Source organism: Halopiger djelfimassiliensis, assembly GCF_000455365.1.
In the GTDB taxonomy this organism is placed as follows: Archaea; Halobacteriota; Halobacteria; order Halobacteriales; family Natrialbaceae; genus Halopiger_B; species Halopiger_B djelfimassiliensis.
In genome coordinates this window covers 194,526-219,855 of the sequence record NZ_HG315687.1, presented here as the reverse complement: position 1 = coordinate 219,855, position 25,330 = coordinate 194,526, and the positions used below count along the sequence as shown (strand labels likewise).

26 protein-coding genes are annotated in these 25,330 nt (G+C 65.7%); 15 read left to right on the top strand and 11 right to left on the bottom strand.

Features of this window, described 5'->3' with window-relative positions; genetic code table 11:
• Positions 1-6 precede the first annotated feature (6 nt).
• The gene (locus TX80_RS16510; protein WP_049924354.1) at positions 7-825 is read left to right on the top strand and encodes a CPBP family intramembrane glutamic endopeptidase; all 819 of its coding nucleotides are present in this window, start codon (positions 7-9) and stop codon (positions 823-825) included.
• A 57-nt stretch (positions 826-882) separates the two neighbouring features.
• A complete protein-coding gene (hjc, locus tag TX80_RS16505; RefSeq protein WP_049924353.1) occupies positions 883-1,401 on the top strand; it encodes a Holliday junction resolvase Hjc in 519 nt (172 codons plus the stop codon).
• A 57-nt stretch (positions 1,402-1,458) separates the two neighbouring features.
• Here hjc and TX80_RS16500 read toward each other — a convergent pair whose 3' ends face one another.
• Positions 1,459-2,100 carry an SWIM zinc finger family protein gene (locus tag TX80_RS16500; protein ID WP_049924351.1) on the bottom strand — a complete coding sequence of 214 codons (642 nt, stop codon included), beginning with the start codon at positions 2,098-2,100 and terminating at the stop codon, positions 1,459-1,461.
• Positions 2,101-2,413: 313 nt separating this feature from the next.
• On the opposite strand from TX80_RS16500, the gene TX80_RS16495 reads away from it, so the two are divergent.
• The 11 genes from TX80_RS16495 (at position 2,414) to TX80_RS16445 (ending at position 17,729) form a co-directional block, all read left to right on the top strand.
• Positions 2,414-3,295 carry a CPBP family intramembrane glutamic endopeptidase gene (locus TX80_RS16495; RefSeq protein ID WP_230198758.1) on the top strand — a complete coding sequence of 294 codons (882 nt, stop codon included), beginning with the start codon at positions 2,414-2,416 and terminating at the stop codon, positions 3,293-3,295.
• Between the two features lie 145 nt (positions 3,296-3,440).
• Positions 3,441-4,046: a PspA-associated protein PspAB gene (pspAB, locus tag TX80_RS16490; RefSeq protein WP_049924349.1), complete on the top strand. Its 606-nt coding sequence runs from the start codon at positions 3,441-3,443 to the stop codon at positions 4,044-4,046.
• A gap of 301 nt (positions 4,047-4,347) precedes the next feature.
• Positions 4,348-5,988, top strand: coding sequence for a receiver/sensor box histidine kinase (locus TX80_RS16485; RefSeq protein ID WP_049924348.1), 1,641 nt, complete (start codon positions 4,348-4,350; stop codon positions 5,986-5,988).
• 174 nt (positions 5,989-6,162) lie between these two features.
• Positions 6,163-7,347 carry an outer membrane protein assembly factor BamB family protein gene (locus TX80_RS16480; RefSeq protein WP_049924347.1) on the top strand — a complete coding sequence of 395 codons (1,185 nt, stop codon included), beginning with the start codon at positions 6,163-6,165 and terminating at the stop codon, positions 7,345-7,347.
• Between the two features lie 128 nt (positions 7,348-7,475).
• Positions 7,476-8,507 carry a DNA repair and recombination protein RadA gene (radA, locus tag TX80_RS16475; RefSeq protein ID WP_049924346.1) on the top strand — a complete coding sequence of 344 codons (1,032 nt, stop codon included), beginning with the start codon at positions 7,476-7,478 and terminating at the stop codon, positions 8,505-8,507.
• A 524-nt stretch (positions 8,508-9,031) separates the two neighbouring features.
• Complete coding sequence (locus TX80_RS16470; protein WP_049924345.1) at positions 9,032-10,396, top strand: diaminobutyrate--2-oxoglutarate transaminase; 1,365 nt, start codon at positions 9,032-9,034, stop codon at positions 10,394-10,396.
• The gene (locus TX80_RS16465; RefSeq protein WP_049924344.1) at positions 10,393-11,958 is read left to right on the top strand and encodes a pyridoxal phosphate-dependent decarboxylase family protein; all 1,566 of its coding nucleotides are present in this window, start codon (positions 10,393-10,395) and stop codon (positions 11,956-11,958) included. The genes TX80_RS16470 and TX80_RS16465 overlap by 4 nt, the downstream gene beginning before the upstream one ends.
• Complete coding sequence (locus TX80_RS16460) at positions 11,955-13,820, top strand: IucA/IucC family protein (RefSeq protein WP_049924343.1); 1,866 nt, start codon at positions 11,955-11,957, stop codon at positions 13,818-13,820. Before TX80_RS16465 ends, TX80_RS16460 begins: the two co-directional genes overlap by 4 nt.
• Positions 13,817-14,479, top strand: coding sequence for a GNAT family N-acetyltransferase (locus TX80_RS16455; RefSeq protein WP_049924342.1), 663 nt, complete (start codon positions 13,817-13,819; stop codon positions 14,477-14,479). The genes TX80_RS16460 and TX80_RS16455 overlap by 4 nt, the downstream gene beginning before the upstream one ends.
• On the top strand, positions 14,472-15,896 hold the full coding sequence (locus TX80_RS16450; protein ID WP_049924341.1) for a lysine N(6)-hydroxylase/L-ornithine N(5)-oxygenase family protein: 1,425 nt from the start codon (positions 14,472-14,474) through the stop codon (positions 15,894-15,896). Before TX80_RS16455 ends, TX80_RS16450 begins: the two co-directional genes overlap by 8 nt.
• A 3-nt stretch (positions 15,897-15,899) precedes the next feature.
• Positions 15,900-17,729 (top strand): IucA/IucC family protein, encoded by a 1,830-nt coding sequence (locus TX80_RS16445; protein WP_049924340.1) that lies wholly within the window; start codon positions 15,900-15,902, stop codon positions 17,727-17,729.
• A gap of 75 nt (positions 17,730-17,804) precedes the next feature.
• Here the strand turns inward: TX80_RS16445 and sufU are convergent, their stop codons facing one another.
• From sufU to TX80_RS16430, 3 genes are all read right to left on the bottom strand, one after another.
• Positions 17,805-18,224, bottom strand: coding sequence for a Fe-S cluster assembly sulfur transfer protein SufU (gene sufU, locus TX80_RS16440; RefSeq protein WP_049924337.1), 420 nt, complete (start codon positions 18,222-18,224; stop codon positions 17,805-17,807).
• Between the two features lie 186 nt (positions 18,225-18,410).
• Complete coding sequence (locus tag TX80_RS16435; protein WP_049924336.1) at positions 18,411-18,659, bottom strand: hypothetical protein; 249 nt, start codon at positions 18,657-18,659, stop codon at positions 18,411-18,413.
• A 114-nt stretch (positions 18,660-18,773) separates the two neighbouring features.
• Positions 18,774-19,409 (bottom strand): HD domain-containing protein, encoded by a 636-nt coding sequence (locus TX80_RS16430; RefSeq protein ID WP_049924335.1) that lies wholly within the window; start codon positions 19,407-19,409, stop codon positions 18,774-18,776.
• A gap of 99 nt (positions 19,410-19,508) precedes the next feature.
• On the opposite strand from TX80_RS16430, the gene TX80_RS19145 reads away from it, so the two are divergent.
• Entirely contained in the window at positions 19,509-19,676 is a 168-nt protein-coding gene (locus tag TX80_RS19145) for a hypothetical protein (RefSeq protein ID WP_154658688.1), read from the top strand.
• A gap of 70 nt (positions 19,677-19,746) precedes the next feature.
• Here the strand turns inward: TX80_RS19145 and TX80_RS16425 are convergent, their stop codons facing one another.
• The 5 genes from TX80_RS16425 to TX80_RS16405 form a co-directional block, all read right to left on the bottom strand.
• Complete coding sequence (locus tag TX80_RS16425) at positions 19,747-20,991, bottom strand: aminotransferase class V-fold PLP-dependent enzyme (protein ID WP_049924334.1); 1,245 nt, start codon at positions 20,989-20,991, stop codon at positions 19,747-19,749.
• A gap of 120 nt (positions 20,992-21,111) precedes the next feature.
• Positions 21,112-21,963: a sensor domain-containing protein gene (locus TX80_RS16420; RefSeq protein ID WP_049924537.1), complete on the bottom strand. Its 852-nt coding sequence runs from the start codon at positions 21,961-21,963 to the stop codon at positions 21,112-21,114.
• 8 nt (positions 21,964-21,971) lie between these two features.
• Positions 21,972-22,310 (bottom strand): DUF7521 family protein, encoded by a 339-nt coding sequence (locus TX80_RS16415; RefSeq protein WP_049924332.1) that lies wholly within the window; start codon positions 22,308-22,310, stop codon positions 21,972-21,974.
• A 28-nt stretch (positions 22,311-22,338) separates the two neighbouring features.
• Positions 22,339-22,656, bottom strand: a complete 318-nt coding sequence (locus TX80_RS16410) for a hypothetical protein (RefSeq protein WP_049924536.1) — start codon at positions 22,654-22,656, stop codon at positions 22,339-22,341.
• A gap of 5 nt (positions 22,657-22,661) precedes the next feature.
• On the bottom strand, positions 22,662-23,003 hold the full coding sequence (locus TX80_RS16405; RefSeq protein ID WP_049924331.1) for an ArsR/SmtB family transcription factor: 342 nt from the start codon (positions 23,001-23,003) through the stop codon (positions 22,662-22,664).
• 100 nt (positions 23,004-23,103) lie between these two features.
• On the opposite strand from TX80_RS16405, the gene TX80_RS16400 reads away from it, so the two are divergent.
• Positions 23,104-24,024 carry an ABC transporter ATP-binding protein gene (locus TX80_RS16400; RefSeq protein WP_049924330.1) on the top strand — a complete coding sequence of 307 codons (921 nt, stop codon included), beginning with the start codon at positions 23,104-23,106 and terminating at the stop codon, positions 24,022-24,024.
• Positions 24,025-24,030: 6 nt separating this feature from the next.
• Here the strand turns inward: TX80_RS16400 and TX80_RS16395 are convergent, their stop codons facing one another.
• Together TX80_RS16395 and TX80_RS16390 are read right to left on the bottom strand one after the other, a co-directional pair.
• Entirely contained in the window at positions 24,031-24,324 is a 294-nt protein-coding gene (locus TX80_RS16395) for a DUF424 domain-containing protein (protein WP_049924329.1), read from the bottom strand.
• A gap of 2 nt (positions 24,325-24,326) precedes the next feature.
• A complete protein-coding gene (locus TX80_RS16390) occupies positions 24,327-25,187 on the bottom strand; it encodes a tetratricopeptide repeat protein (protein WP_049924328.1) in 861 nt (286 codons plus the stop codon).
• Between the last annotated feature and the right edge of the window lie 143 nt (positions 25,188-25,330).

Below are 25,330 nucleotides of genomic sequence, written 5' to 3'. Positions count from 1 at the left end.
CGCGGTATGGAAACGCCCACAGGGCAACGCATCCGTGAAGACGGCCCCGTCAGAGCGACGCTTATCGCCGCGGGACTGGCACTTTTCGGTATCATCGTCTCCAACTTCGCGACGACGCCGGCACTGCTGCTCGAGCCGACGTTGATCGAATCCCCGGCCGACGCCTCGATCGAAGCCCGAACGGGGTTCATGATCCTGAACTTCGTCGGCTTCGTACTCGCCGGCGCGCTCTATCTCGCCGCGACCGACCGCGGCTGGTCGTACGTCGATCTCGAGGTTCCCACGAAACGCGGCTGGCTCTACGTCGGCCTCGGGATCGTGGCCCCGATCGTGTTTTACGTCCTCGTCAGCGTCATCGTGCAGGCGCTGGGGCTGCCGACCGCGGACAACCAAGTCGTCGGCATCATCGGCAACGACCAGACGATGATCCTCGTCATGATCGGAATCGTCTTCTTTTTCAACGCGCCGGCCGAGGAGTTCCTCTTCCGGAATATCGTCCAGAAACGACTCTACGCCGCGTTCACTCGGATGCAGTCGGTGGGTATCGCGAGCGGCATCTTCGCGTTGATTCACGTGCCCGTCTACATGATCTATGCCGACTCCGTCGCCGCGATCGCCGTCTCGATCGTCGTCGTCTTCGGCGGCGCGCTCATCTTCGGTGCCCTCTACGCGAAGACCCGCAATCTGGTCGTCCCGATCATCGCCCACGCCGTCTTCAATGCCCTCCAGTTCGGCCTTCTCTATCTGGCCATCGAGTACGAGCTCGAGGGGGCCGAGCCGACGCCGTCGCTGCTCGTCGATCTCCTCGCGGCCGTTCCGGGATAGCCGTCGGCGGACGGCCGCGTCCGTTCCTTTATTAGGTGCCGCCGGCGAGCAACGGGTATGTCTCAGGCGAAGGGTGACCGCCGCGAACGCGAACTCGTCAACGAACTCGACGAGGCCGGCTTCGCGGTGATGCGTGCACCCGCAAGCGGTTCTGCAACGGAACGCGAACTCCCGGACGTGCTCGCCGGCGACGGCGAGATCTTCTACGCGATCGAGGCGAAATCGAGCGCCGGTGACCCGATCTATCTGACCGGCGAGGAGGTCGAAGCGCTGATCTACTTCGCGCAGAACTTCGGCGCGAAACCCCGTATCGGCGTCCGGTTCGACCGCGAGGACTGGTACTTCTTCCACCCCGGCGACCTCTACGTCACCGACGGCGGCAACTACCGCGTCAAAAAGGAGACGGCCGTCGCCGACGGCGTCGATTTCGCCGAGTTCGTCGGGAAATCCGAGAAGGTAACGCTCGCCGAGGTCGGCAAAGCGGACGACGGCCCTGACGAGGAGATCCTGCGCGTCCTGAACGCCGTCCAGCAGGGCGTGATGGAGGTCGAAGAAGCGGCCGACCTGCTCGAGTAACCGTCTCGAGAGACGACGAAGGGGTCCGTGGCCGGCGACTCCGGGACGGCGATCTCGTTAGTCCGGCGTGGGCGCAGGTGAGACCTTCTCGAGTCGCGTCCGCGGGAAGACGTAGACCTTCAGCGATCCCGGGACGACGCCGTTGGGTTTCACGCTGGCGTGGGGGTAGACCGCGCCGACGACGGGAACGTCGGGATCGTAGTCCTCGTTGGTCCCGTACTCGGCGACGGTACAGTCCGCGTCGCGGATCTCGACGGCGTCGGCCCGAAACGCCGAGACGTCGACGACGGTGAGACGGCCGCCGGTCTCGCGGTCGACGACCGTATCGCCCGGCGTGATCTCGTGGGTCGAACAGTAGAACGGGTCGGTCGCGTCCTCGTCGACGAAGACGGTGGCGTCGCAGTCGTGACACTCGACGGCGATCTCGCCCGGCGGCGGGGTCCGCCCCTCGGTGATCTCGATGGCGACCCGGCGGACGTGCTTGCACCGGACGTCGCGGAAGGTGTGGTCCGGACAGGTACAGCGCCCGCTCTCGAGGTCGACGAGGTAGGTGTGGTCGCTGGCCGACTCGACCTCGTAGAGACCGTCGCCGAGCGAGAGCACCGACATCGGTTCGGTGCGGGCCCGGCGCGAGCGGCCCTCGAGGTGGTCGGTCGGCGGTACTGGAAGCGGTGCTTTCGGTGACGCTGTTGTTTTCATGGGTGCGTCAGGGATGGTGGGTCGGTCGGCGGGCTATTCGACACAACTAGGGGATCGAGGCCTATAACGGCCGCGCCCGTCAGGATCGTTGATGTATCGATCGTCGATACGATAGACGAGCGGGGCCGGCAACCGGGTGCGGTCCTCACGGAAAGGGTTTTCGCAGAGTGACTCGCCCGACAGTTCATGCCCGCGTTATAGTCCCGCGTCCATCGTCGGGGCGACTACATCGATGATCGGACGTCTCCCGAACGCGATACGGCTGCTGTTTCGTGGGCGAAAAGAGGGCCGCATCCGTGCGACGTGGCGGATAGTGTTCGCATTCGGCCTCTTTCTCGCGGTCGCGATAGGCATCTTCCGGGCGTCGGCCGCTGCCGGAATCCCGGACGGCTATCAGCGGGTCGTCACTGCGACGGGATACGTCGTTGCGACCGGCGTCGTCCTCGTGGTTATCCCTCGACGGGTCGACCGGCGTTCGATCCGGGAGTACGGGTTCGACGTCGACCGCCGCTGGTGGTTCGACTTCGTGGGTGCCGTTGGAATCGGACTGCTGTGGCAGGCGCTGATCGCGGTGACGTACCTCGGCCTCGGCTGGGCCAGCGTCACCGGGATCGTTTCGCCGGGATCGTCGGCGTTCGCCGTCGGAATGGCGCTGACGCTGCTATCGTTCGTCGGGGTCGGCATCTGGGAGGAGACGTTGTTTCGAGGCGTATTCATCATAAACGCCACCGAGGGGTTCGCCGAGCGGGGGTTCTCGCCCGCCACAGCCGTCTGGCTGGCATGGCTCATCAGTTCGCTCACGTTCGGAGTCATCCACTACTGGCAAGCAACGGGACAGGAAGGGGTGGCCGTTCCCGTCGTCCTCGTCTCGACGACGATCAGCGGTGCGTATTTCGGCCTCGCGTACGTTCTTACCGGCAATCTCGGGTTTCCGATCGGGTTACACGTCTCGACGAATTTCGCTGGCGTCGCCGTCTTCGGCAAGACAGCGGCTCCGGGAGACGAGTTTCCTGCACTGATACGACTCGAGACGACGTTTCCCGGTGTGTGGAATACTCTCGATGGACTCAACCTGTTTTTCGTGACCCTCATGCTGGCGTTGGTGGTGGTGTGGGTATACGCGACGCGACGCGAGATATCGGTCGACGAAGCGCTGGTTCGGGCAGCCTCAGACGACGATACTATCGGCGGCTGAGGACGGGACCACAATCGATCACCGCGACTGCGGTGTGGCGTTCGGCCGTCGGATCGTCGCCGAGCGTTGCGTTCGAGAACCGTGATCGGCAGGCGGTGAGCCCACAACAGGTGGATTCTAAGGGCTCGGCCCCCTTCGTCCGGCTATGGGACTGCTGGACGGACTGCGGGCCGTACTCGGATTGCGCGCCGAGGCCGACGCGAGCCGCGACGCCGATCCCGACGACCTCTTCGGGATGAGCACCGCCTACGTGACGATGGACGCGGAACTCGGCTACGAGCCGCTGGACGTCGGTGCGCTCTGTTTCTCCGGCGTCGACACCCACAGCTTCCGGGAAGCCGTCGACGAGGTCGAGGCGATCCTCGAAGCCGGACAGGAGGAAACCGGGACCGAGTTCACCGTCTCGGAGGACGATCACGGCTACCACTGGGTGATCCTCGAGGACAGCGATCCCGAGGATCTGATCACGAGCATGCACTTCGCCGCGGATACGTTCATCGAGCACGGCTACGGCTCGCGGCTGCTCGCGGCCGTCTTCGCCTATCGAAGCCGGGACGGACCGGCGTACTGGATCTACTCGTTCCGCCGCGGGTCGTTCTACCCGTTCGCGCCCCGAACAGGGCGCGAACGCGACTCGAGCGTGGAGTTCAAACTCGAGGCGGCGCTGGACGGTGAACTCGAGATCGAGCGCGAGAAGGAGTACTGGTACCCGTTGTGGCCGAGCGACGGCGGGACCCATCCGTGGGAGTGAGCGGAATACCAAATCCTGTTGGGGTCACTGCTATCCCGGCTCGGCGGGTAGTGAGACGTACACGGCAGGAACCCACACCGACCACATCGGATCGCCACATCATCACAACTACGCCATACACCAGTTGATCCCGATTTTTCTGCCGTATTTCCGTCATTCCGACCGTGCCGTCGGCTGCAGCCGAACCGAGCCGGAGGATCGAACGGGTGTTCAGCCGGGGCTCGTTGATAAACTCGCTGATACGAGGCCGGAGCGCCTATCACTGCGGCTCCGCATCACCTGCTAACGACGGAGCGACGGCATGAAAGACTGTTCGAATCAGGCCGTTGGCGGACTCATCGGCGGAGGGGGTGTCCTCTCCGCGCTCGTTCACCTCGCGAACCTCGCCAAGCGCCGGTCAGTTCCCGAACAAGTGTTTCTCGACGGGGCTCCGCTCGTTCTCTCGCTGGTGATGATCGTCGTCGGCGTGGCGCTCGCTCGAGACCGCCTCGTCTCGGCTCAGTTCGCGGACCGGATGCTGGCGTGGACGGTCACCGGTGCCCTATCGCTTTCAGCGCTGGGTGTCTGGATATTCAGTTCGTTCGTCATTATCGGCTTCCCGGTCATGAAGCCATTCCTCGCGTTGCTCAATACCGCGACGTTCGGGTCTCTCGTCGGTCTGCTAGTCGGCGTTTACGACGTCCGCGGGCTGGAACGACAGCAGTCGGTCGAACGATTAAACCGCATCAACGAGACGATCCGGATCGCGACCCAGGAGCTGGTAAACAGGGCCGAACGGATCGACCTCGAACAGGCCGTCTGCAACCGGTTGAGCGAGTCCGAACCCTACGAGGGGGTCTGGATCGGCCGGTACGACGATGATGACGGTGCGACGTCCCGTGTTCGCCCCGCCGCATGGGCCGGGTTGGACGACGAGTACGTCGCGTCGGTCGAGGTCACCGTCGACGACAGCCCGACCGGCAACGGTGCCGGCGGCCGTGCCATCGAAACCCGCGAGATACAGTGCGTTCCGGACGTCTTCGCCGATCCGACGATGGAGCCGTGGTGGGAGCTGTTCGAGCGTCGCGGCGTGCAGTCGCTTGCGGTCGTTCCGATCGTCCACGACGGGACCGCGTACGGTTTCTGTAGTATCTATGCGGACCGTCAAAACGTGTTCGACGAACACGAACAGGAGGTGCTCGCGGAACTCGGCGAGACGATCGGCCACGCCATCGCGTCGATCGAAGCCCGGCATCGCCTGGCGGAACACGAGCGGGAACTGGCTCGACAGAACGAACGGCTGGACGCGTTCGCCGGCGTCGTCTCCCACGACCTCCGGAACCCGCTGAACGTCGCGACGAGCCACCTCGAGCTCGCGCGCGAGAAGCGGAAGGGGGGAACGGAGGCGGGCGAGAACGAGGACGGGGCCGACGAAAACTTGGCCGAGGTCGCGGCCGCGTTAGCCCGTATGGAGGACCTCATTCAGGATCTGCTGGCCCTCGCACGACAGGGCGAAACGGTCGACGAGTTCCGTCCCGTTGCGCTCCGGCCGATCGTCGATAAGGCCTGGTCGACGGCCGGGTCGTCCGAGGCCCGACTTCGCATCGACGGCGAACTGGGCGCGGTATCGTGCGATCGGGATCGACTGCGCCAGCTACTGGAGAACCTGTTTCGGAATAGTCTCGACCACGCCGGTACGGACGTAACCGTCACCGTTCGCCGAACGGACGCGGGGTTCGTCGTCGAGGACGACGGGCCCGGAATCCCGACGGACAAGCGACGGCAAGTGTTCGAGATGGGGTACACGACGAACGACGATGGGACAGGGCTCGGACTCAACATCGTCCGAACGATCGCCGAGGCCCACGGCTGGGCCGTCTCGATCGAGGAGACCCCCGACGGGGGTGCCCGCTTCGAGTTCTCCGGCGTCGAGAGTGCCGACTCGGCGGCAGGTATGTCCTGAACCCCCGTTCGATTTCTCCCAGCGGTATGCCGTCATACCGTCCGATGGACGCTCGAGCGGGACTCACGGTCGATCGCCGACCTCGTGATTTCGGCCCCGGTATCGAAGGGGTCCGGTCCGATCCCGGCCCTCGTTGCACATCAATTATCCCCATTCGTTCAGTACTCCCGATCAGTGACGGACTGGAACCAGTACAAGGGCGATGCGCGAAACTCGGGCTGCCGGCGCGATCTCGAGGGGCCGGCCCGCGTCACCGAGACGTGGTCGGCCGACCTCGTCGGATCGCCGGGGTCGCCGGTGTTCGATCGCGACAGCGTCTACGTCGGCACGGACCGGGGGAACTGCTACGCGCTCGAACGCGAGACCGGCCGTCGGCGGTGGGTCGTCGAGACGACGGCTGCGACCGACGCGACCCCGATCGTGTCCGGCGATCGGCTCTACCTCGGAACGGACGAGGGAACGGTCTACGCGCTGGATACCGCGACCGGCGAGCAACGGTGGCACGTCGAACTCCCCGCCGAGTTCACCGCCGCCGGCCTCGCGTTCTCGAACGACTGCCTCTACGTCGGACACGCGGACGGGCTGATCGCGCTCGAGACGGAAACGGGAACCGAACTGTGGAGCCACGAAACCGAGTCGGCGGTGGTCGACAGGCCGGCGATCGCAGACGGTCGGGAGCAGGTCCGAGGACGGGACCCGATTGACACACAGCAGGAACCGACGCATCTCGGCTCGACGCGCCTCGAGGATCGGGACGCGGATCACCGCTGGCGGTCGGAACGGGTCTTCGTCGGGACTGACTACGGCAGCGTTCGAGCGCTCGAGGCCGAAACGGGCGAGGAAGCGTGGTCGGCACCGACCGACGGGACGGTTGCGGCCGGACCGACGGTCGCCGAGGGTCGGGTGTACGTCGCCGACGACGACGGGACGATGCTCGCGCTCGACGGCGGGACCGGCCAGACGTGGTTCACGTACGAAATTCGAGGCGGGTTCACAACCTCGCCGACCGTGCTCGCGGCCGCCGAAACGACGTTCGTCGGGGCGACGGACGGCTACTGCCACGTCACCGACACGACCGTCGGGAAGCGCAAACTGCGCGGGTGGCTGTTCTCGCGGAAGGGGATCGAACTCGACGGGCCGGTCCGCTCGTGTCCCGTCGTCGTCGGTAACGTCCTCTGTGTCGGCGACGCGAGCGGCTCGCTCTACGGAATCGACGCCGACGAGCCCGATCTCCTGTGGTACGCCTCGCTCGAGGCTGCCGTCGTAAGTACACCCGCAGTCGCTCCCGGACGGCTCTACGTCGGCAGCGAGGACGGAACCCTCCACTGTCTCGCGTGGGACGACGACCCCTCGCGGTGAGCCTGCGAGAACTCTATTCCTTCTAAACCCATCGCTGTGACCGCGGTTCGTCCCGACGCCGGTCCGCACTTTCACTTCCACTCCCCTGTTAACGAGGGTTTATGAAGGGGCCGGCACAACGAGGGAGTATGCCCGAAGCAGATCTCGAGGAACTCCCCGGCGTCGGACCGGCGACCGCAGACAAACTCCACGATGCAGGCTTCGATTCCTTCCAGAGTCTCGCCGTCGCCTCGCCGTCGGAGCTGTCGAACACGGCCGATGTCGGCGAGTCCACCGCTGCGGACATCGTCAACGCCGCCCGCGACGCCGCCGACATCGGCGGCTTCGAGACCGGGTCGACGGTACTCGAGCGACGGAACAAGATCGGCAAACTGAGCTGGCACATCGACGAGGTCGACGACCTGCTGGGCGGCGGGATCGAGACCCAGTCGATCACCGAAGTCTACGGCGAGTTCGGAGCCGGCAAGTCCCAAGTCACCCACCAGATGGCCGTCAACGTCCAGTTGCCCAAGGAGGTCGGCGGCCTCCACGGCAGCGCCATCTTCGTCGACTCCGAGGACACCTTCCGCCCCGAGCGGATCGACGACATGGTTCGGGGCCTGCCCGACGACACGATCGAGGCCACACTCGAGGATCGGGAAATCGAGGGGGCGGCCGGCGACGAGGACGCCATGGAGGAACTCGTCAACGACGTCCTCGACAAGATCCACGTCGCGAAGGCGTTCAACTCAAACCACCAGATGCTGCTGGCCGAGAAGGCAAAGGAACTCGCGAGCGAACACGAGGACTCGGAGTATCCCGTTCGACTGCTCTGTGTCGACTCGCTGACCGCCCACTTCCGTGCGGAGTACGTCGGCCGCGGCGAACTCGCGGATCGCCAGCAGAAGCTCAACAAACACCTCCACGACCTCGACAAGGTCGGCAACCTCTACAACGCCGCCGTGATCGTCACCAATCAGGTCGCCTCGAACCCTGATTCGTTCTTCGGCGACCCGACCCAGCCCATCGGCGGCAACATCCTCGGCCACAAGTCGACGTTCCGGATCTACCTCCGCAAGTCCAAAGGCGACAAGCGGATCGTCCGGCTGGTCGACGCGCCGAACCTCGCCGACGGCGAAGCCGTCATGCGCGTCGAGGACGGCGGGCTGAAACCCGAGTAGCGGTTCCCGGCTCCCGGTTGCAGTACGGGTTTCGTTTCGTTCCCATCAGCCAGTCGCGGTACCGGTTTCGATCGCGTTCGGGACCCGAACGCGAGAGGTGGAGACGAACAGTTGTCGATCCGGGTTCGGGAGTATCGACCCGGACGATGTCGGTCTTTTAAACGAACCCCCGGTTTCGAACCGAGTTATTTGTATCGGAAATCATATACCGATATCTCGATTACGTACCGACTTCCGATCATCGACGTTCGATTCCCGTCTACGGCACATTTACGATATCTCGACGTTCACTCGAGAAAACACGTTATTACCGTCCGCATCAGCCGCCAACAACTCCGTTGTGACCGTATTTTAATCCCTCTACGTTCCGAATTCGCGGGATTCAGGAATACGATATAGTTTTTAGGTTGTCCTAAAAACCGATACGCTTTTCATTATTTAGGTTAGCCTAAAATCCACATGCTATACGGACACTCGCTACCGGCTCCGTCCGTCGATCGATCGCCCACAGGGGGTGAGCGGCCGTGATCAACGGCGGTTCGTCGGCCGAACGACTCCTCGCACAGCAGGCACGGCGGGAGTCGAACGCTCGAACGTACCCCCGGTCGCTGCCGCTCGCGATCGAACGCGCCGAGGGGGCGATCCTCGAGGGCGTCGACGGGAACGAGTACATCGACTGTCTGGCCGGCGCGGGAACGCTTGCGCTCGGGCACAACCATCCGGCGGTCGTCGAGCGGATCGAGGACCTTCTCGAGCGCGATCGAGCCGTTCACACGCTCGATCTGACGACGCCGGTCAAAGAGCGGTTCGTCGATCGGTTGCTCGAGAGCCTGCCCGACGAGTTCGCCGAAAACGCCACGGTGCAGTTTTGTAGTCCCGCGGGGACCGACGCCGTCGAAGCCGCGCTGAAACTCGTCAAGACGGCCACGGGCAACCGGTCGATGCTGGCCTTTCAGGGCGGCTATCACGGGATGACCCACGGGGCACTCGGATTGATGGGCGATACGGAGCCGAAAGAGCCGATCCCGGGGCTCATGTCCGACGTCCACCACCTGCCGTACCCCTACGCCTATCGCTGTCCGTTCGGACTCGGCGGCGAGGACTGCTGGCGGACGAGTGCCGCGTACGTCGAACGGACCCTCTCGAATCCCGAAAGCGGCATCGTCGATCCCGCGGGGATGATCGTCGAACCCGTTCAGGGGGAGGGTGGATCGGTACCGGCCCCCGACGAGTGGCTCCGCGAGATCCGCCGGATCACCCGGGAACAGGACGTCCCGCTGATCGTCGACGAGATCCAGACCGGACTCGGCCGCACCGGCGAGTTGTACGCGATCGAACACGCCGACGTCGTCCCGGACGTGATGACGCTCTCGAAGGCCGTCGGCGGGGGACTGCCGCTGTCGGTCGTCGTCTACGACGACTCGCTCGACCTCTGGGAGCCCGGCGCGCACGCGGGGACGTTCCGTGGCAACCAGCTCGGCATGGCCGCCGGTATCGAGACCATCGACTACGTCCTCGAGCACGACCTCGACGACCACGCCGCGGCGATGGGCGAGCGGTTGCGGGGCCACCTCGAGGAGACGGCCGCGACGTTCGAGGCGGTCGGCGACGTTCGCGGCCGCGGGCTGATGCTCGGGGTGGAACTCGTCGACCCCGACGGTGAGCCGGACTCGCTCGGGCGCTATCCGGCGGACGGCGACCTCGCGTCGGCCGTCCAGTCGGCGGCGTTCGACCGCGGACTCATCGTCGAAACCGGCGGCCGTCGCGGCAGCGTCGTCCGGTTCCTCCCGCCGCTGACGATTTCGGCGACACGGATCGACGAGATCGGCGAAATCGTCCACGAAAGCGTCCGTGCGGCCGTGACCGACGAGGTGGAGGTGCCGACGTGACCCGGCCGACCGACACGGCGGATGTCGACATCCCAACGCCGCCCCCAGCGGCCGAACGCGCCTTCCTCGGCGGGGCCGAGGGTAAAGCGGCCTACGCGGACGCGATCGACCGTGCTCGAACGCACCTCGTCGAATCGTTCGCGTCGATCGAGGGGCCGTACGCTGGAACCGATCACGAGGCGCTCCGGGACCGGTTCGAGGAGCAGCCGGTCATGCCGGAGGACGGCGAGTCGCTGGCGGCCGTCCTCGAGACGGTCGCCGATGACGTCCTCGCGGACTCGGTCCGCGTCCACGATCCCGGCTGCGTGGCTCACCTTCACTGTCCGCCGGCGATTCCGGCACTGGCGGCAGAGGTGCTGGTATCGGGGACGAATCAGTCTCTGGACTCGTTCGATCAGGCACCCGCGGCGTCGGTACTCGAGGAACGCGTCGTCGACGCCTGCTGTGCCCTGTTCGACTATCCGACCGGGGCGGACGGCGTCTTCACGGGCGGTGGCACCGAATCGAACGCCCTCGGCCTGTTGTTGGCTCGCGACTGGTACTGCGAGACGCGGTTCGACCGCTCCGTCCGGGCCGACGGGTTGCCCCCCGAGTGGACGGACCTCCGGCTGCTGTGTTCGGCGGACGCCCACTTTACGGCCAAACAGGCCGCCCACCACCTCGGACTCGGCGAAAACGCGGTCGTGACCGTCCCGACCGACGACGACCATCGGATCGATCTCGAGCGACTGGACGCGACGCTCGCGGAACTCGAGGCCGACTGCCGCCACCCGTTCGCGATCGTGGCCACCGCGGGGACGACCGACTTCGGCAGCATCGACCCGCTCGATGCGCTCGCCGACCGCGCGTCCGACCGCGACCTCTGGCTCCACGTCGACGCCGCCTACGGCGGGGCGTGTGCGATCAGCGGTCGCCTCCGACCGAAGCTCGCGGGAATCGACCGCGCCGATTCGATCGCCGTCGACTTCCACAAACTGTTCTACCAGCCGATCAGTTGCGGGGCCTTCCTGCTTCGCGACGGCGACCGCTACCGGCTGCTCGAGCGCAACGCGGCCTACCTCAACCCCGAGCGCGACGACGCGGCCGGCGTCCCGAACCTCGTCTCGAAATCGATTCGAACGACCCGCCGGTTCGACGCGTTGAAGCCGTTCGTGACGTTCAACGCCGTCGGACGGGCGGGACTGGCCGACTGCGTCGAGTACGTCTGTGATCTCGCCGACGCGGTCGCGGCCGAGATCCGGGCCGAGCCGTCGCTGGAACTGTGCTGCGATCCCGAACTGAGTACGGTCGTCTTCCGATACCGGTCCGATCGGCTCCAGCAGGCGGCCGAACGGAGCGATTCACCGACCGAAGACCCGATCGGCCGCGTGAACCACGCGATCCGCGACGCCCTCCTCGCCGACGGCGAAGTGTTGCTCGCCCGGACCGAGGTCGACGACACGCCGGCCCTGAAGTTCACCCTCTTGAACCCCCGGACGACGATGTCCGACCTCCGGGACGCCCTCGAAGCGGTCCTCGACCGCGGCCACGCCCTCGAACGCGAGGTGATCGATTCCGCATGACACCACGAGCTACCACGACCGACGACTGTCGCGTCGACCCGACGCGGGCCGCACGCGACGCAGCGGTACAGAGCTTCCTGAACTGTTACTGCCACGAGACCGGGGCCGGCGAGTTCGTCGCCGCCGCGGACGCGCCGATCGACCGCACGCCGGCAAGCGGACTCGTCCTCCAGTGTTCGCTCTCGAACCAGGGCGTCGCCCTCTTCGTCCCCGTGCGCTATCGCTCCCCAACCGGCCGACACCTGTTCGAGTTGCCGGCGTACTACCTGCACGGAACCGACGGGGAGCCGATCGAACTGGACTACGTGACGCTCGCGACGCTTGTCACGAAGGACCTCGAACTCGAGCGCGGCGGCGACGGAACCCGTGACGACCTCCTCGAGCGGGTCGTCCGATCGTGTCGCAACGTCGAACGGTACGTCCGCGCCCGCGTCGACGACCGGGATGCCCTGTACGGCACGGACTTCACGTTCCGCGAGGCCGAGCAGTCGCTCGTCTTCGGCCACCTCCGACATCCGACGCCGAAGAGCCGCCGCGGAATGGAGCGCCACGCCGAGCGCTACGCCCCGGAACTCGAGGGATCGTTCCCGCTGCACTACGTGCGGGCCGATCCCGAAATCGTCGAGGGCGGCTCCGCCCGCGAGACGAACGCCGCCGAGTGGGTCCGCGACGCCCTGCGGGACGATCCGGCGGTCCCCGACTCGCTGTGTGACCGGCTGACGGTGGACGACGTGGTCATCCCGGTCCACCCGTGGCAGGCCGACCGACTGTTCGAGCGGCCCGCCGTTCGGAACCTCGTCTCCGCGGGGAAACTCGAGTCGCTCGGACAACTCGGGCGGGAGTTCTTCCCGACGGCATCGGTGCGGACGCTGTACGCCCCCGACGCACCGTTCATGGTCAAGGGATCGCTGGCCGTCGAGATCACCAACTCGGTCCGAACGAACAAGCGGCCGGAACTCGAACGCGGCGTCGCGATCGCGGACCTGCTGGAGACGGCCCTCGGCGACGAACTCCGCGAGCGGTTCCCCGACTTCGACGTGCTCCGGGATCCGGCCTACCTGACCGTCGATCCGGACGCGTTCGGTCGCGACGGCGACGAGTCCGGGTTCGAAGTCGTCCTCCGGGACAACCCCTTCCGCGGCGAGGACGCCCGGCGGGCGACGCCCGTCGTCGCGCTCTGTCAGGACCCGATCGGGGACGGGCAGTCCCGCCTCGGGCGCATCGTCGAGTCGATCGCCGACCGCGAGGGACGCGCGGTCGCCGCCGTGAGTGAGGACTGGTTCCGCCGCTACCTCGAGATTTCGGTGCGTCCGCTCCTGTGGCTCTACCTCGAGTGGGGAGTCGGTCTCGAGGCCCACCAGCAAAACAGCGTGCTCACGCTGGACGAAGCGGGCTACCCCGACGAGTTCCGGTACCGGGACAATCAGGGCTACTACTTCCCGGAGGACGCCTACGACCGCGTCGATTCCGTCTGTCCCGGCGTCGGCGAACGGGCCGACACCATCTGTCCCGACGCGGTCGCCGACGAACGGATCCGCTACTACGTCGTGCTCAACAACGCCATCGGGCTGATCAACGCCTTCGGGACCGCGGGGCTGGTCGACGAATCGCGACTGCTCGCGATCCTCCGGGCCGAACTCGAGTCGCTCCGGGAGTTCGACCGACCCGGAACGTCGATTCTGGAACCGCTGCTCGAGTCGGAGACGGTCCCGCGCAAGGCGAACCTCCTGACACGATTCCGGGGGCTGGACGAACTCGACGCGCCGTCGATCGACGAACAATCCGTCTACGCCGACGTTCCGAATCCGCTTGCCGACGTCACCGCCGGGACGGATGCGGCGCGACCGGAGGTGGAACGATGACGGCATCCGACCCCGCCCGCGGCCCCCATGCGACGGTGAGTTCGGAGTACGACTTCGAGTACTACGACGAGACGATCGACCGCCACATCGGCTTTCGCCCGGTCTCGCTCGAGCGCGACCTCGGCCGACTGCACGCGTGGCTCGGCTCGGAGCACGTCAAACCCTACTGGCAACTCGACGAGCCGCTGCCGGCGTTCCGGGAGACCCTCCGGGAGAAGCTCGCGGACGACCACCAGACGCTGTACGTCGGCTGTCTGGATCACGTGCCGATGAGTTACTGGGAACGCTACTGGGCGGCCGAGGACGATCTGGCGGCGTACTACGACGCCGAGCCGGCAGATCAGGGGGTTCACCTCCTGATCGGCCCCGAAGAATACCTGGGGCACGGTTACGCGACCGCGTTGTTCCGGGCGATGTTCGCCCTAGCGTTCCGCCATCCCGAGACCGAGCGGGTGGTCGGCGAACCCGACGCCCGGAACGACGCCGTCCTCGCGGTGGCCGAGCGGTGTGGCTGCGACCTCCGTCGCGAGTTCGAGTTCCCCGAGGAGGAGAAGACGGCACAACTGATCGTCTGCCCGCGAGAGCGGTTCGAGCGTGAGATCTGGCCGCCGACCGGCGACGGCGAGACCGCGGGCAAGGAGGTGAGCGACGGTGACTGAACGCGACGGTTCCGCCACCGGCGGCGACTGCGACGTCGTCGACTGCGGCCGCTACGACGTCCTCGGGGTCGGCCTCGGACCGTTTAACCTCGGCCTTTCGGCGCTGCTCGACGGTGCCGACGACGCGATCGACGCCGTCTTCCTCGAGCGCGAACCCGAGTTCGCCTGGCACGAGGGAATGCTAATCGAGGGCGTCACGCTCGAGGTCCCGTTCCTCGCGGATCTGGTGACGATGGCCGACCCGACCAACCCATACAGCTTTCTCAACTACCTCCGCGAGCGCGACCGCATCTACGAGTTTTACTTCTACGAGACGTTCCAGATCCCTCGCCGCGAGTACGACGACTACCTGCGCTGGGTCGCCGAGACCGTCCCCGCGACGCAGTTCAGTCGCGCGGTGACGAACGTCGAAGCGAACACCGAGACGGCGGCCGACGGCGCGTTCGTCGTCGACGCCGTCGACCCCGAAACCGGGCGGACGTACCGCTACCGCGCCGACGACCTCGTCGTCGGCATCGGCTCCCGCCCCGCCGTCCCCGAGTTCGCGCGCGAGTTCGCCGGCGAGGCCGACCTGTTCCATACCGCCCGCTACCTCGAGGGCCGCGAAACCGCCCTCGACGCCGATTCGATTACCGTCGTCGGCTCCGGGCAAAGCGCCGCCGAAGTCGTGCTGGACCTGCTCGAGCGACAATCGGCACACGACTACCGGCTCGACTGGCTCACCCGCTCGGACGGCTTCTTCCCGATGGAGTACTCCAAGCTCGGCCTCCAGCATTTCACGCCCGAGTACACGCGGTACTTCTACGATCTCCCCCAATCCCGGAAGGACGAACTCCTTGCCGAGCAGGACCTGCTGTACAAGGGTATCGACGTCGAGACGAGCGCGCAAATCTACGACACCCTCTACGAGCGGTCGATCGGCGACCGCGAGCCTGACTTCGGGATGCTCGCGACGACCGCCGTGACCGACATCGAGCGCCGCGAAGGCGGCTACCGGCTCGAGTGCGAGCACCGCCAGCAGGAGCGCCCGTTCGCCCTCGAGACGGACGCCGTGATCTTCGGGACGGGATACCAGCGGCCGAGCCCGGCGTTTCTCGAGCCGCTGGCCGATCGGCTCGCGTTCGACGACCGGGGCCGGCCCCGTGTGACCGAGGACTACCGGCTCGAGGGCGAGTTCGGGACCGGCGACGACGGCCGGATCTTCGTCCAGAACGCCGAACTGCACACCCACGGCGTCGGAACGCCCGACCTCGGACTGGGCTGTTACCGGAACGCGGTGATCATCTCGCAACTGGCCGACCGCGAGGTCTACCCCGTCGACCGGGACACCGTCTACCAGGATTTCGATCTCGAACAGTTCGCCGACCACGCACCGGTTCGCACCGACACGACGCAGTCGCCCGACAGAACGGACTGACCAATGGACCGACACGACATCGATCACGACGACGGACTCGACGGTATCGCCACGCTGGACGACGTGCTGACCGAAGACCGCTGGAACGACGTGGGCCGGGAGTTGCTCGCGAAGATCCTGCGTGAGTTCACCTACGAGGATCTCGTCGCTCCCGAGCCGGTCGAAACCGATCGATCGGCGGACGACTGGACGCGATACGGGATCGACCTCGCGGGAACGACCTACCGGTTCGACGCCCAAGAACGGGCCTGGGACAGTATCAGCGTCCGGACCGATTCGATCGAACGCGACGCCGGCGACGGGTTCGAACCCGCCGCCGACCCGCTCCAGTTCGTCGTCGATATCGAGCCGACGATCGAGATGGACTCCATTACAGCCGGGCATCTCGTGCGCGAGTACGCCAAAACGCTGCTCGCGGATTCCCACATCGACGCCGACGACGGGAAATCCGTCCTCGAGATGAGCTACGCCGAGATCGAGGGCGAGATGACCGGCCACCCGTGGCTCACCTTCAACAAGGGGCGGGTCGGCTGGGGATACGACGATTACCGCGACTACGCGCCCGAGCGCTCGAAGCCGATCCGACTGTCGTGGTGTGGCGTCTCGCGCGAGGCGGCCTCGTTCGTGAGCGTCGAAGGACTCGAGTACGAGTCGTTGTTCCGGGCGGAACTCGGCGGCTACTACGATCGGTTCCGCGACGAACTCGCAGACCGCGGGCTCGAGCCCGAGGACTACCTGTTCCTGCCGGTCCACGACTGGCAGTGGGAAAACGCCATCGTCCCCCTGTTCGGGGCACAGCTCGCAACCGACGACATCGTCCCGCTGGGTCCGGGACCGGACGACTACCGCCCCATGCAGTCGGTTCGGACGTTCGTCAACGCCGACGAGCCGGAAAAGCACAACGTGAAGCTCCCCATGAAGATCAGCAACACGCTCGTCTGGCGCGGCCTCCCCGGCGAGCGGACCGAAGCCGCGCCGCTCGTTACGGAGTACGTCAAGGACATCCGTAATTCCGATCCGTTCCTTCGCGACGAGTGCGAACTCGTCCTGCCGGGCGAAATCGCGGGCGTGAACTTCGACCATCCGACGTTCGACGCGCTCTCGGGGCCGGCCTACCAGTACAACGAACTACTGGGCTGTATCTGGCGCGAGAGCGTCACGGCGATGATCGACGACGACGAGCGGGCGATGACGCTTTCGGCGTTGCTGCACGTCGAGGACGGCGAACCGGTCGTCTCGAAGCTGGTCGACCGCTCGGGACTCGGGCTCGAGGCGTGGCTCGAGGAGCTGTTCGATACGATGCTCCCGCCGCTTTTGCACTACCTCTACCGGTACGGAACCGCCTTCTCGCCACACGGGGAGAACACGATCCTCGTCCTCGAGGACGGGCTGCCGTCCCGGCTCGCGGTCAAGGACTTCGTCGACGACGTCAACGTCAGCGAGTACCCCATCCCGGAACTACAGGACCTGCCGGACGACCTCGACGACGTGCTCCTGTCGGTGCCGCCGAGCGAACTCCGACTGTTCGTCGTCTACGGCCTGTTCGTCGGAGTCTACCGCTATCTCGCGGACCTGCTGGTCCGCCATCACGACTACTCCGAGGAACGCTTCTGGGGGCAGGTCCGGGCCGCGATCGAGGCCTACCACGAGCGGTTCCCCGAACTCGAGGAGCGGTTCGAACTGTTCGACCTGCTCGATCCGACGTTCCCGAAGCTGACCCTGAACCGCAACCGGATCGTCGACTTCGGTTACGGGGATCTGCCGGAACGGCCCCACGCGGTCGAACACGGGATCGTCAGGAACCCGCTGTACGAGGTCGCTCCGGAACGGTGAACTGAAACGAAGAAAGCGTCCGGACGGACGGTCACACGCCCGACCGCGGGCGTCGGGAAACTGAGCCGAGGCGACTCAATCCTCGGTCGTCGTCTTCTCCTTGTCGAGTTCGCCCCTGTAGATCTCCGCGCCGTCCTGTGCGACCTTTTCCGCGAGGACGGCACACTTGACCCGCATCGGCGAGATGTCGACGCCGAGCATATCGATGACGTCGTCGCGGTCCATCTCGAGCAACTCGTCGATCGTTTTTCCCGCGAGTTCGCCCGAGAGCATGCTCGCGGAGGCCTGACTGATCGCACAGCCGTCGCCGGAGAAAGCCACCCGTTCGATCGTCTCGCCGTCATCAGCGAGTTCGACGTCCATGCGGATCTCGTCGCCACACATCGGATTCTCGCCGACGTGAGAGAACGTGGGATCCTCGAGTTCCCCGTAGTTCCGTGGGTTCTTGTAGTGATCGAGGATCTGCTGTCTGTACATATCAGAGCCCAGTCCCATCGGTAGTCCCGAATAGACGAGAGAGTTGTAAAAGGGTTCCGGGGCCGTTCGGCCCCCGTTACCACGACCGGTTACTCCGACGGCTCGGCGACGGCCAGACGCGGAGGTACACGAGCGCACGTGACGCCGATCAGTTACAGCGAACGCGGGCCGATCCGCCTCCGGAAGGGTTGATGGTCGATACTGCTACGCGGACCCCTGGTCGGTCGGGGGGTTGAGGTAGCAGGCATCGACGATGACGAACGCGCCGATGGTCGCTGCGACGAACATCGCCTGCACCATCGACACGCTCAGCACGTGTGCCGCGACCAGTGCACCCGTAAAGACGAGCGGAACGATCCCGAGGAGGAGATCGTACCGGGTTACCGCGGCGAGAACGCCGACCAGGGTCTCGAACGGATCCCGTTCGGGACGGCCGATCGGTTTCTCGTACATCGTTCTCACCTCGGCAGCGAGTAGTACGGACAGCAGGATCAAAAAACCTGCTGTGGGTTTGTTGTTGTTTCAGAAGGGGCCGATGCCTCCGTCGGCGCGCGGCCGATCGGTCACTCAGCGGTCCCCGGCTACTTCCCCGTCGAACCGCTCGAGGAATTCCCGAACGAACGCCGCACGTTCCGCCGCGAGTTCCCTGCCGACGTCGGTGTACATGCGCTCGGGGAGGTCGAGGATCTTCTTGTGGACGTGATTGTACTGTGTCGCGCCGGCGATCGTCTCGTCGTCGGCGACCGGGACCGCGGGATCGTACATCGGCTGGCCGAGTTCGCCGCCGTACGCGAACACGCGAGCGATCCCGACCGCGCCGAGCGCGTCGAGGTTGTCCGCGTCGCTGACGAGTTTCGCCTCGAGCGTCTCGGGATCGACGTCGTTCGAGTACCGATGTGCGCGAACACAGTGCTGGACGCGATCGATCGTCTCCCGGTCGGCGTCGACGTCTTCGAGGATTCGACCGGCCTCCCGTGCTCCCCACGTCGCGTGGTCGTCGATCGCGCCGCGGTCTTCCCGCTCGCGGCCGACGTCGTGGAGGTACACGGCAAGCGTCACCACGCGGTCGTCGATCCCCTTGCTGGGGTGTCGGTCGACCAGCGTCTCGGCGAGCGTCTCGACCCGCTCGACGTGGTGCCAGTCGTGGGCCGGCGAGGCGTCCCCGAAGTACTGGCGGGCACGCGTGCGAACTGTCTCGAGCATAGTCGTCGGATTTCATCGATCGGACATAAACGCGCCGACCTCGAACGCGGTTCGCCCGATATCGAGGAGATTGATGTTATCTATCCAAGAATACGACCTATGGAAAAGAGCGGAAAAGAGATAGTACTGACGACGGCGTTCACGTTGCACGATCCGCTTCCGTATCTCGTCTACGGACAGGTGGTCGTCGGCGTCCTTCTCGGAGCCGGTATCGCAACGGTACTGAACACCGGAACGGCCGGCGGGACCACCGCTAACTCCTCCTGACTCGTCACTTCGGTGCTCGCTCGAGCGCCCGATATCGAGAAACAACGCGATGTCGCCGTTCGCGGATCGATTACGCGAACAGCTCGCGAGCGTCGTCGAGGGCCGCGATCAGCTTGTCGACTTCCTCGCGCGTGTTGTAGACGTAAAACGACGCGCGAGCCGAGGCCGACACGCCCAGTTTGTCGTGGAGGGGCTGGGTACAGTGGTCGCCGGCGCGGATCGCGACCGCGTGATCGTTCATGATCGACGCGAGGTCGTGGGCGTGGACGCCCTCGAGGTTGAACCCGACGAGGCCGCCCCGGTCCGGTCCGGGCTCGGGGCCGTAGATCTCGACGTCGTCCTCGGCTTCGAGCCGTTCGTAGGCGTAGCGGGCGATCTCCTCCTCGTGGGTCCGAATCCGCTCCATGCCGATGTCCTCGAGCCAGTCGATCGCCGCGACGAGACCGACGGCTTCGGCGATCTGGGGCGTGCCGGGTTCGAACTTCCAGGGGAGATCGTCCCAGGTGGAGTCCTCGAAAGTGACCTTGCGGATCATCCCGCCGCCGTAGAGGTACGGCTGCATGGCCTCGAGCAGGTGCTGCTTGCCGTAGAGGGCACCGATGCCGGTCGGACCGGCCATCTTGTGCCCGGAGAAGGCGTAGAAGTCGGCATCGATGGCCTCGACGTCGACGGGCCGGTTGGGGACGGCCTGTGCGCCGTCGATAAACGCCAGCGCGTCGTGGTCGTGGGCGATATCGACCAGTTCGGAGACGGGGTTGACGGTGCCGAGCGTGTTCGAGACGTGGACCGCCGAGAGCATCGCGGTATCGTCGGTGATGAGCTCGCGGGCGTGATCCATATCGAGACGGCCGTCCTCGTCGATGCGGATGTACTTGACGTCCGCCCCGGTGCGCTTGCCGATCTGTTGCCACGTGACCAGCGAGGCGTGGTGTTCCATCTCGGTGAGGACGACCTCGTCGCCGGGACCGAGCTCGTTCAGTCCCCACGAGTAGGCCACGAGGTTTTCGGCTTCGGTCGTGTTCTTCGTGAAGATCACTTCCTCGCGGCCCGCGGCACCGATGAACTCCGCGACGCGGTCGTGGGCCTCCTCGTAGGCGATCGAGGCCTCCTGGCTGAGGTGGTGGATGCCCCGGTGGACGTTCGCGTTGTACTCGCGGTAGTAGTCGCTCATCGCGTCGATGACCGGCTCCGGGGTCTGGGTCGTCGCCGCGTTGTCGAGGTAGACGACCTGCTGGCCGTCGAACTCCCGCTGGAGGATCGGAAACTCCTCGCGGATGGCCTCGGCGTCGAGCGTCTCGAGGTTCTGGTGGCTCATTACGCACTAGCAGGAACCCCATACAAAACACTTCTTCGGTCCGTCGACGGCGCGGTTTTCCGGTATCCCGGCCGCGCGGTTCGAATTGCCGGTTCGGCCGCGGCGATCGGAAGCGCCGGGTCACTGCGTCGGCGGTTCACGGAAGAGCGACGGCTGCGTCCCGCGCAAAAGGAGTTCCGTATAGCGTGCATACAGCCACCCGAGGGCGTTGAACAGGTGGAGCACGACGAGCCCGACCAGAACGCCGACCGCCGAAACGACCAACGCCGACGCGAACGAATCGACGTACAGCGAGATCAGTTCGCCGTCGGCGATCGAGAGCGTCGTCGAGGACACGACATCGACGGCCCAGCCGTCGTGTCGGTACGTCAGTTCCGGGACGAACTCGATCGGCCCGGCAACGTGGATCCCGACGGATCGGTTCCGATAATGAAGCGGTGCGGCGACCAGTACGTACGTGAACGCGACCCCGACAATGAGGGCGATCAGCGAGACGACCCCGAGGACGAACTTGCTGAACAGATAGCCGATCCCCTTCCACGTCCCCCGGTCGAGAACGAGACGTCGCGCCCGCTCGCGGAACGTCCGGGCCGGCTCGGACGTCGAAATGTCGGCCCCGAGCAACCGCTCGGCGAGGACCCGCTCGAGGGCGGCCAGTTCGATCGTCAACACAAGCACCCACAGAACGAGCGGGATTCCGACGACGATCATGAGCAGGAGGATCGGAATCCCGGCGATGAGCAGCGCGATAGGGGACGAAACCGCCATATCGACGAGCGCAAACGCGAATCCAAGCGGGAGGCTGACTCCGATCACGAGGAGTATGAAGTAGCCGAGTCCCAGCGGAAACGCTACCAAGAGATACGCGAGGGTACCGTAGGTTCGTTCGCGAACGGCGACGCCGAAAAACCAGCGCAGCCACGCCACGATACGTGCAAGAACCGCGTCGGCTGTGGAATGTGCGGGTGACATACTCGACATTATTCTGAACCGGGCCTCCTGAACGAGCGAACGATCGCGAGCAGTCCGAGCAGGTGACAGGCGGTGACGACGAGCAACACCGTCGCGTCGGCCACCTCGAGGAGTCGATCGACCGCATGCGAGAGCACGAACGGAACGACCGTGAGCAACGCGACGCCGGTACCGAGAAACAGCATCGGCCGGCTGTCGTTGCGAGCGTACCCACGGTAGGCCGTCCACGTGACGATCGTTCCGAGCGCAGCGCTTGTCAGCCCGATGAAAAAGATCGTCGTCGCCTCGTCGAGTCCGAACGCCGTCGTCTCGAGAACGGGAGCGACGGTACCGACGCCCGCGGTCATCGCCGCCACCTCGTTCGATCGGGGCGAATCACGGGCGACCGTAGACGGTATAGAGGATCGCCGCGAGGCCGACGATCTCGCTCGCGGTCGCGAACACGGTCGTCGTCAACGAGGACGCCCCGAGAAGCGTCGGGAGCAGGAATCGAACGCCGGTCGGCACCGCGGCAAGCAGCGTGATCCCCAGCGCCAGCCAGAGCAACGGCCGTCGGTGAGCGTCCCGATACCCGTCGTAGGAACGCTTCGCGATCCAGCAGGCGAGGACGAACGCGGTCGCCTGTCCGAGGAAGACGGCGACCGCGACAACCGGCGTGTCGCCCGAGACGGCCTGAAGTGGGAATCCGACCATCGTGATCACAGGTCCTCGAAAAGTCGCGTGAACCGATCCGCGGGGTCCTCGTCGCGTCGATACACGTCGGTCTCCATCGAGCCGTCGGCGATCTCGATCGCCACGCGCTCGAGGCGAGTGCTGTAGGTCTTGTAGTGGTGTCCATCGGGATCGAGCTCCTGATACTCGTCGAGAAACCCCTGTTCGGTGAGCCGGTCGATCCGCCGGTAGATCGTCGGCGGCGACGCATCACAGTAGTCGGTGAGGCGCTCGACGGACATCGGTTCCTCGCTGGCCGCGATGAGGATGCGGCGTGCGTACTCGTCGTCGAGCAACGCGAGCAGTTCTCGATCCTCATCGTCGGTCATTCGCTCGTTCGTACGGATAGCTGATATAAAAGATCCCACAGTTTCCGGCCGTGAAACCGTGGGGGCTGGTTATCGGTCCCGTCGGCGCAACGGGACGACGATGCCCGCAATCGAGACGAGCGGTTTGACGAAACGGTACGGCGATCACATCGCCGTCGACGACCTCGATCTCCGTATCGAGAACGGCGAAGCGTTCGGCTTGCTGGGCCCGAACGGCGCAGGAAAGTCGACCACGATCGACGTACTTCGGGGGGTCACTCGCCCGACGGCGGGAACGGTAAGGGTACTGGGGACGGATCCCGGCGACGGGACCGACGCGTTCAGATCGCGCGTCGGTGTGCTCCCGGACGCGTTCGAGATGGAGCCGAGTCGTTCCGGCCGTCGGCACATCGAGACGGCGCTCGAAGCCGCGGACGCCGACGACGACCCCGACGCGATCCGGGAGCGAATCGGGCTCTCGGCCGCCGACCTCGCGCGGCCCGTCGGCGAGTACGCCGCGGGAGTACGCCGACGGCTCGCGGTCGGGATGGCCCTGAGCGGCGATCCCGACCTGCTCCTCCTCGATGCTCCCTTCACCGGGCTCGATCGCCGCGGCGTCCGCGAAGTGCAGACACTCGTTGCCGCCGCGGTCCAGCGGGGGACGACGGCCGTCCTCTCGAGCCACAGGGACGGTCACGTCCGGCCGCTCTGTGACCGTGTCGGGGTGGTGGCCGACGGACGGCTGGTCGCCGTCGAGACGGTCGAAGAACGCCGCGAGGGGGCGACGATGACGCTCACGCTCGCCGACCCCGCCGAGTGGGGCCGCAACATCCTCGACTCGATCGCGGGCGTCACCGTCACCGGCGCGACCGGCAGGACGCTGACGTGCGTTATCGCCGACCCGGCGACGAAAGCGCGGGTCGTGACGGGACTCGATGATGCGGGGGCGACGATCCGCGATCTGGTGATCGAGACGACACCCCGCATGCCACCGGTGCCGCCGCAGTCGGATGGCGACCCCGTGGGACCTCCGGAAGGGTGACGCTGCTCACTGCATCCGTAGCAACTGCGCGTGCAGCGTCGGCCCGACCTCGAGTACGTTCGCTTCGTCGATAAAGCCCTCCTCGACGGCGAGTTCGACGGCCCGGGTCCCGACGATGTTGGCGACGGTCGCCCGCGTCAGGCTGTCGACGACCGCGCTCTCGTCGACCTCGTCGCCGCCGTAGAACTCCTCGGTGACGGTCAGCGACAGGTCGCCCTCCTCGAAGGTCTCCCCGAGGACGTCGTCGTCACAGACGGCGACCAGCAACCCTTCCTGTGTCTCCCGTTCGTTGACGATCATGCTCACTCGAGTTCCCACTCGCGATCGCGGTCGCCGTCGAGTTCACGACCCGGCTCCGTGACGTCCACCTCGTCTTGGGGCAGGTCGGCCTGAGCGCCGCCGGGTCCCTGACCGTGCATTTCCCGCCGTTCCTCCATGACTCGCTGTTCGGCCCGTTCGCGCATCTCGTTTGCCTCCTCGGCGATCTCCTCGGCCTCGTCGTACTCGCCGAGTTCCTCGAGAATGTGGGCCTTCTCTTCGAGGACCTTCGCGTTACGCAGGCCAAGCCGAACGGCGTTGTCGATACAGTGAAGCGCCTCCTCGGCCAGACCGCGTTCGGAGAGGAAAAACGCGCGGTTGAACCAGCCCTCGGCGAACCGTTCGTCGATCTCGACGGCCCGCTCGGCGTGGTCGAGCGCTTGCGAGGTCTCGCCGAACTCCCAGAGCGCATACGCGAGGTTCGTCTCTGCGGTCGCGGCGTGATCGCTCGAGTCGTCGATCGCGATCGCCTCGCGGTGGGCACCGATCGCCTCGTCGTACTCCTCGAGTTCGGCGTGGGCGACGCCCTTGTTGACCCAGGCCTCCTGTTCGAGGCGGTCGTCCTCGGCGAACCGGGCGGCCCGCTCGAAGGTTTCGGTCGCCTGCTCGTACCGGTTGATCTGCATGTAGTTCAACCCGACGTCGAGCAACTCGCTTGCGTCGACCTCGTCGCTGCCGACGTGTTGTTCGTCGAGCGTATCGGCGACGACGCGCGAGTCGACCGGGTCGACCTTCGAGGGATCGACGTCCAGTTCCGGCGGATCCAGATCGAACTCGTCGTAGGGGTCCTCGAACCCCTCCCCTTCGGAGAAGCGGTGATCGCGATCGCCCTCTCGGTCAGTCATGAACGGAATGTGGCGGTGACGACTGTTAAGGCCTGCGACCCGAACATCGACCGCCCGAGCGGGAGACCGAGGGACAGTCGACGCCGCGGAAAACGGAATGGTATCAGAACATAAAGACATATAGGAATGGTTTATTGACTAAC

Bases quoted from the DNA above. Each gene is read 5' to 3' on its own strand.
- TX80_RS16510 (WP_049924354.1), top strand. From the start codon at position 7: ATGGAAACGCCCACAGGGCAACGCATCCGTGAAGACGGCCCCGTCAGA.
- TX80_RS16410 (WP_049924536.1), bottom strand. From the start codon at position 22,656: ATGGTCGGATTCCCACTTCAGGCCGTCTCGGGCGACACGCCGGTTGTC.
- TX80_RS16455 (WP_049924342.1), top strand. From the start codon at position 13,817: ATGACGGCATCCGACCCCGCCCGCGGCCCCCATGCGACGGTGAGTTCG.
- TX80_RS16485 (WP_049924348.1), top strand. From the start codon at position 4,348: ATGAAAGACTGTTCGAATCAGGCCGTTGGCGGACTCATCGGCGGAGGG.
- radA (WP_049924346.1), top strand. From the start codon at position 7,476: ATGCCCGAAGCAGATCTCGAGGAACTCCCCGGCGTCGGACCGGCGACC.
- TX80_RS16460 (WP_049924343.1), top strand. From the start codon at position 11,955: ATGACACCACGAGCTACCACGACCGACGACTGTCGCGTCGACCCGACG.
- TX80_RS16425 (WP_049924334.1), bottom strand. From the start codon at position 20,991: ATGAGCCACCAGAACCTCGAGACGCTCGACGCCGAGGCCATCCGCGAG.
- TX80_RS16435 (WP_049924336.1), bottom strand. From the start codon at position 18,659: ATGTACGAGAAACCGATCGGCCGTCCCGAACGGGATCCGTTCGAGACC.
- TX80_RS16420 (WP_049924537.1), bottom strand. From the start codon at position 21,963: ATGTCACCCGCACATTCCACAGCCGACGCGGTTCTTGCACGTATCGTG.
- TX80_RS19145 (WP_154658688.1), top strand. From the start codon at position 19,509: ATGGAAAAGAGCGGAAAAGAGATAGTACTGACGACGGCGTTCACGTTG.
- TX80_RS16415 (WP_049924332.1), bottom strand. From the start codon at position 22,310: ATGACCGCGGGCGTCGGTACCGTCGCTCCCGTTCTCGAGACGACGGCG.
- TX80_RS16430 (WP_049924335.1), bottom strand. From the start codon at position 19,409: ATGCTCGAGACAGTTCGCACGCGTGCCCGCCAGTACTTCGGGGACGCC.
- sufU (WP_049924337.1), bottom strand. From the start codon at position 18,224: ATGGGACTGGGCTCTGATATGTACAGACAGCAGATCCTCGATCACTAC.
- TX80_RS16405 (WP_049924331.1), bottom strand. From the start codon at position 23,003: ATGACCGACGATGAGGATCGAGAACTGCTCGCGTTGCTCGACGACGAG.
- TX80_RS16445 (WP_049924340.1), top strand. From the start codon at position 15,900: ATGGACCGACACGACATCGATCACGACGACGGACTCGACGGTATCGCC.
- TX80_RS16500 (WP_049924351.1), bottom strand. From the start codon at position 2,100: ATGAAAACAACAGCGTCACCGAAAGCACCGCTTCCAGTACCGCCGACC.
- TX80_RS16390 (WP_049924328.1), bottom strand. From the start codon at position 25,187: ATGACTGACCGAGAGGGCGATCGCGATCACCGCTTCTCCGAAGGGGAG.
- TX80_RS16395 (WP_049924329.1), bottom strand. From the start codon at position 24,324: ATGATCGTCAACGAACGGGAGACACAGGAAGGGTTGCTGGTCGCCGTC.
- TX80_RS16400 (WP_049924330.1), top strand. From the start codon at position 23,104: ATGCCCGCAATCGAGACGAGCGGTTTGACGAAACGGTACGGCGATCAC.
- hjc (WP_049924353.1), top strand. From the start codon at position 883: ATGTCTCAGGCGAAGGGTGACCGCCGCGAACGCGAACTCGTCAACGAA.
- pspAB (WP_049924349.1), top strand. From the start codon at position 3,441: ATGGGACTGCTGGACGGACTGCGGGCCGTACTCGGATTGCGCGCCGAG.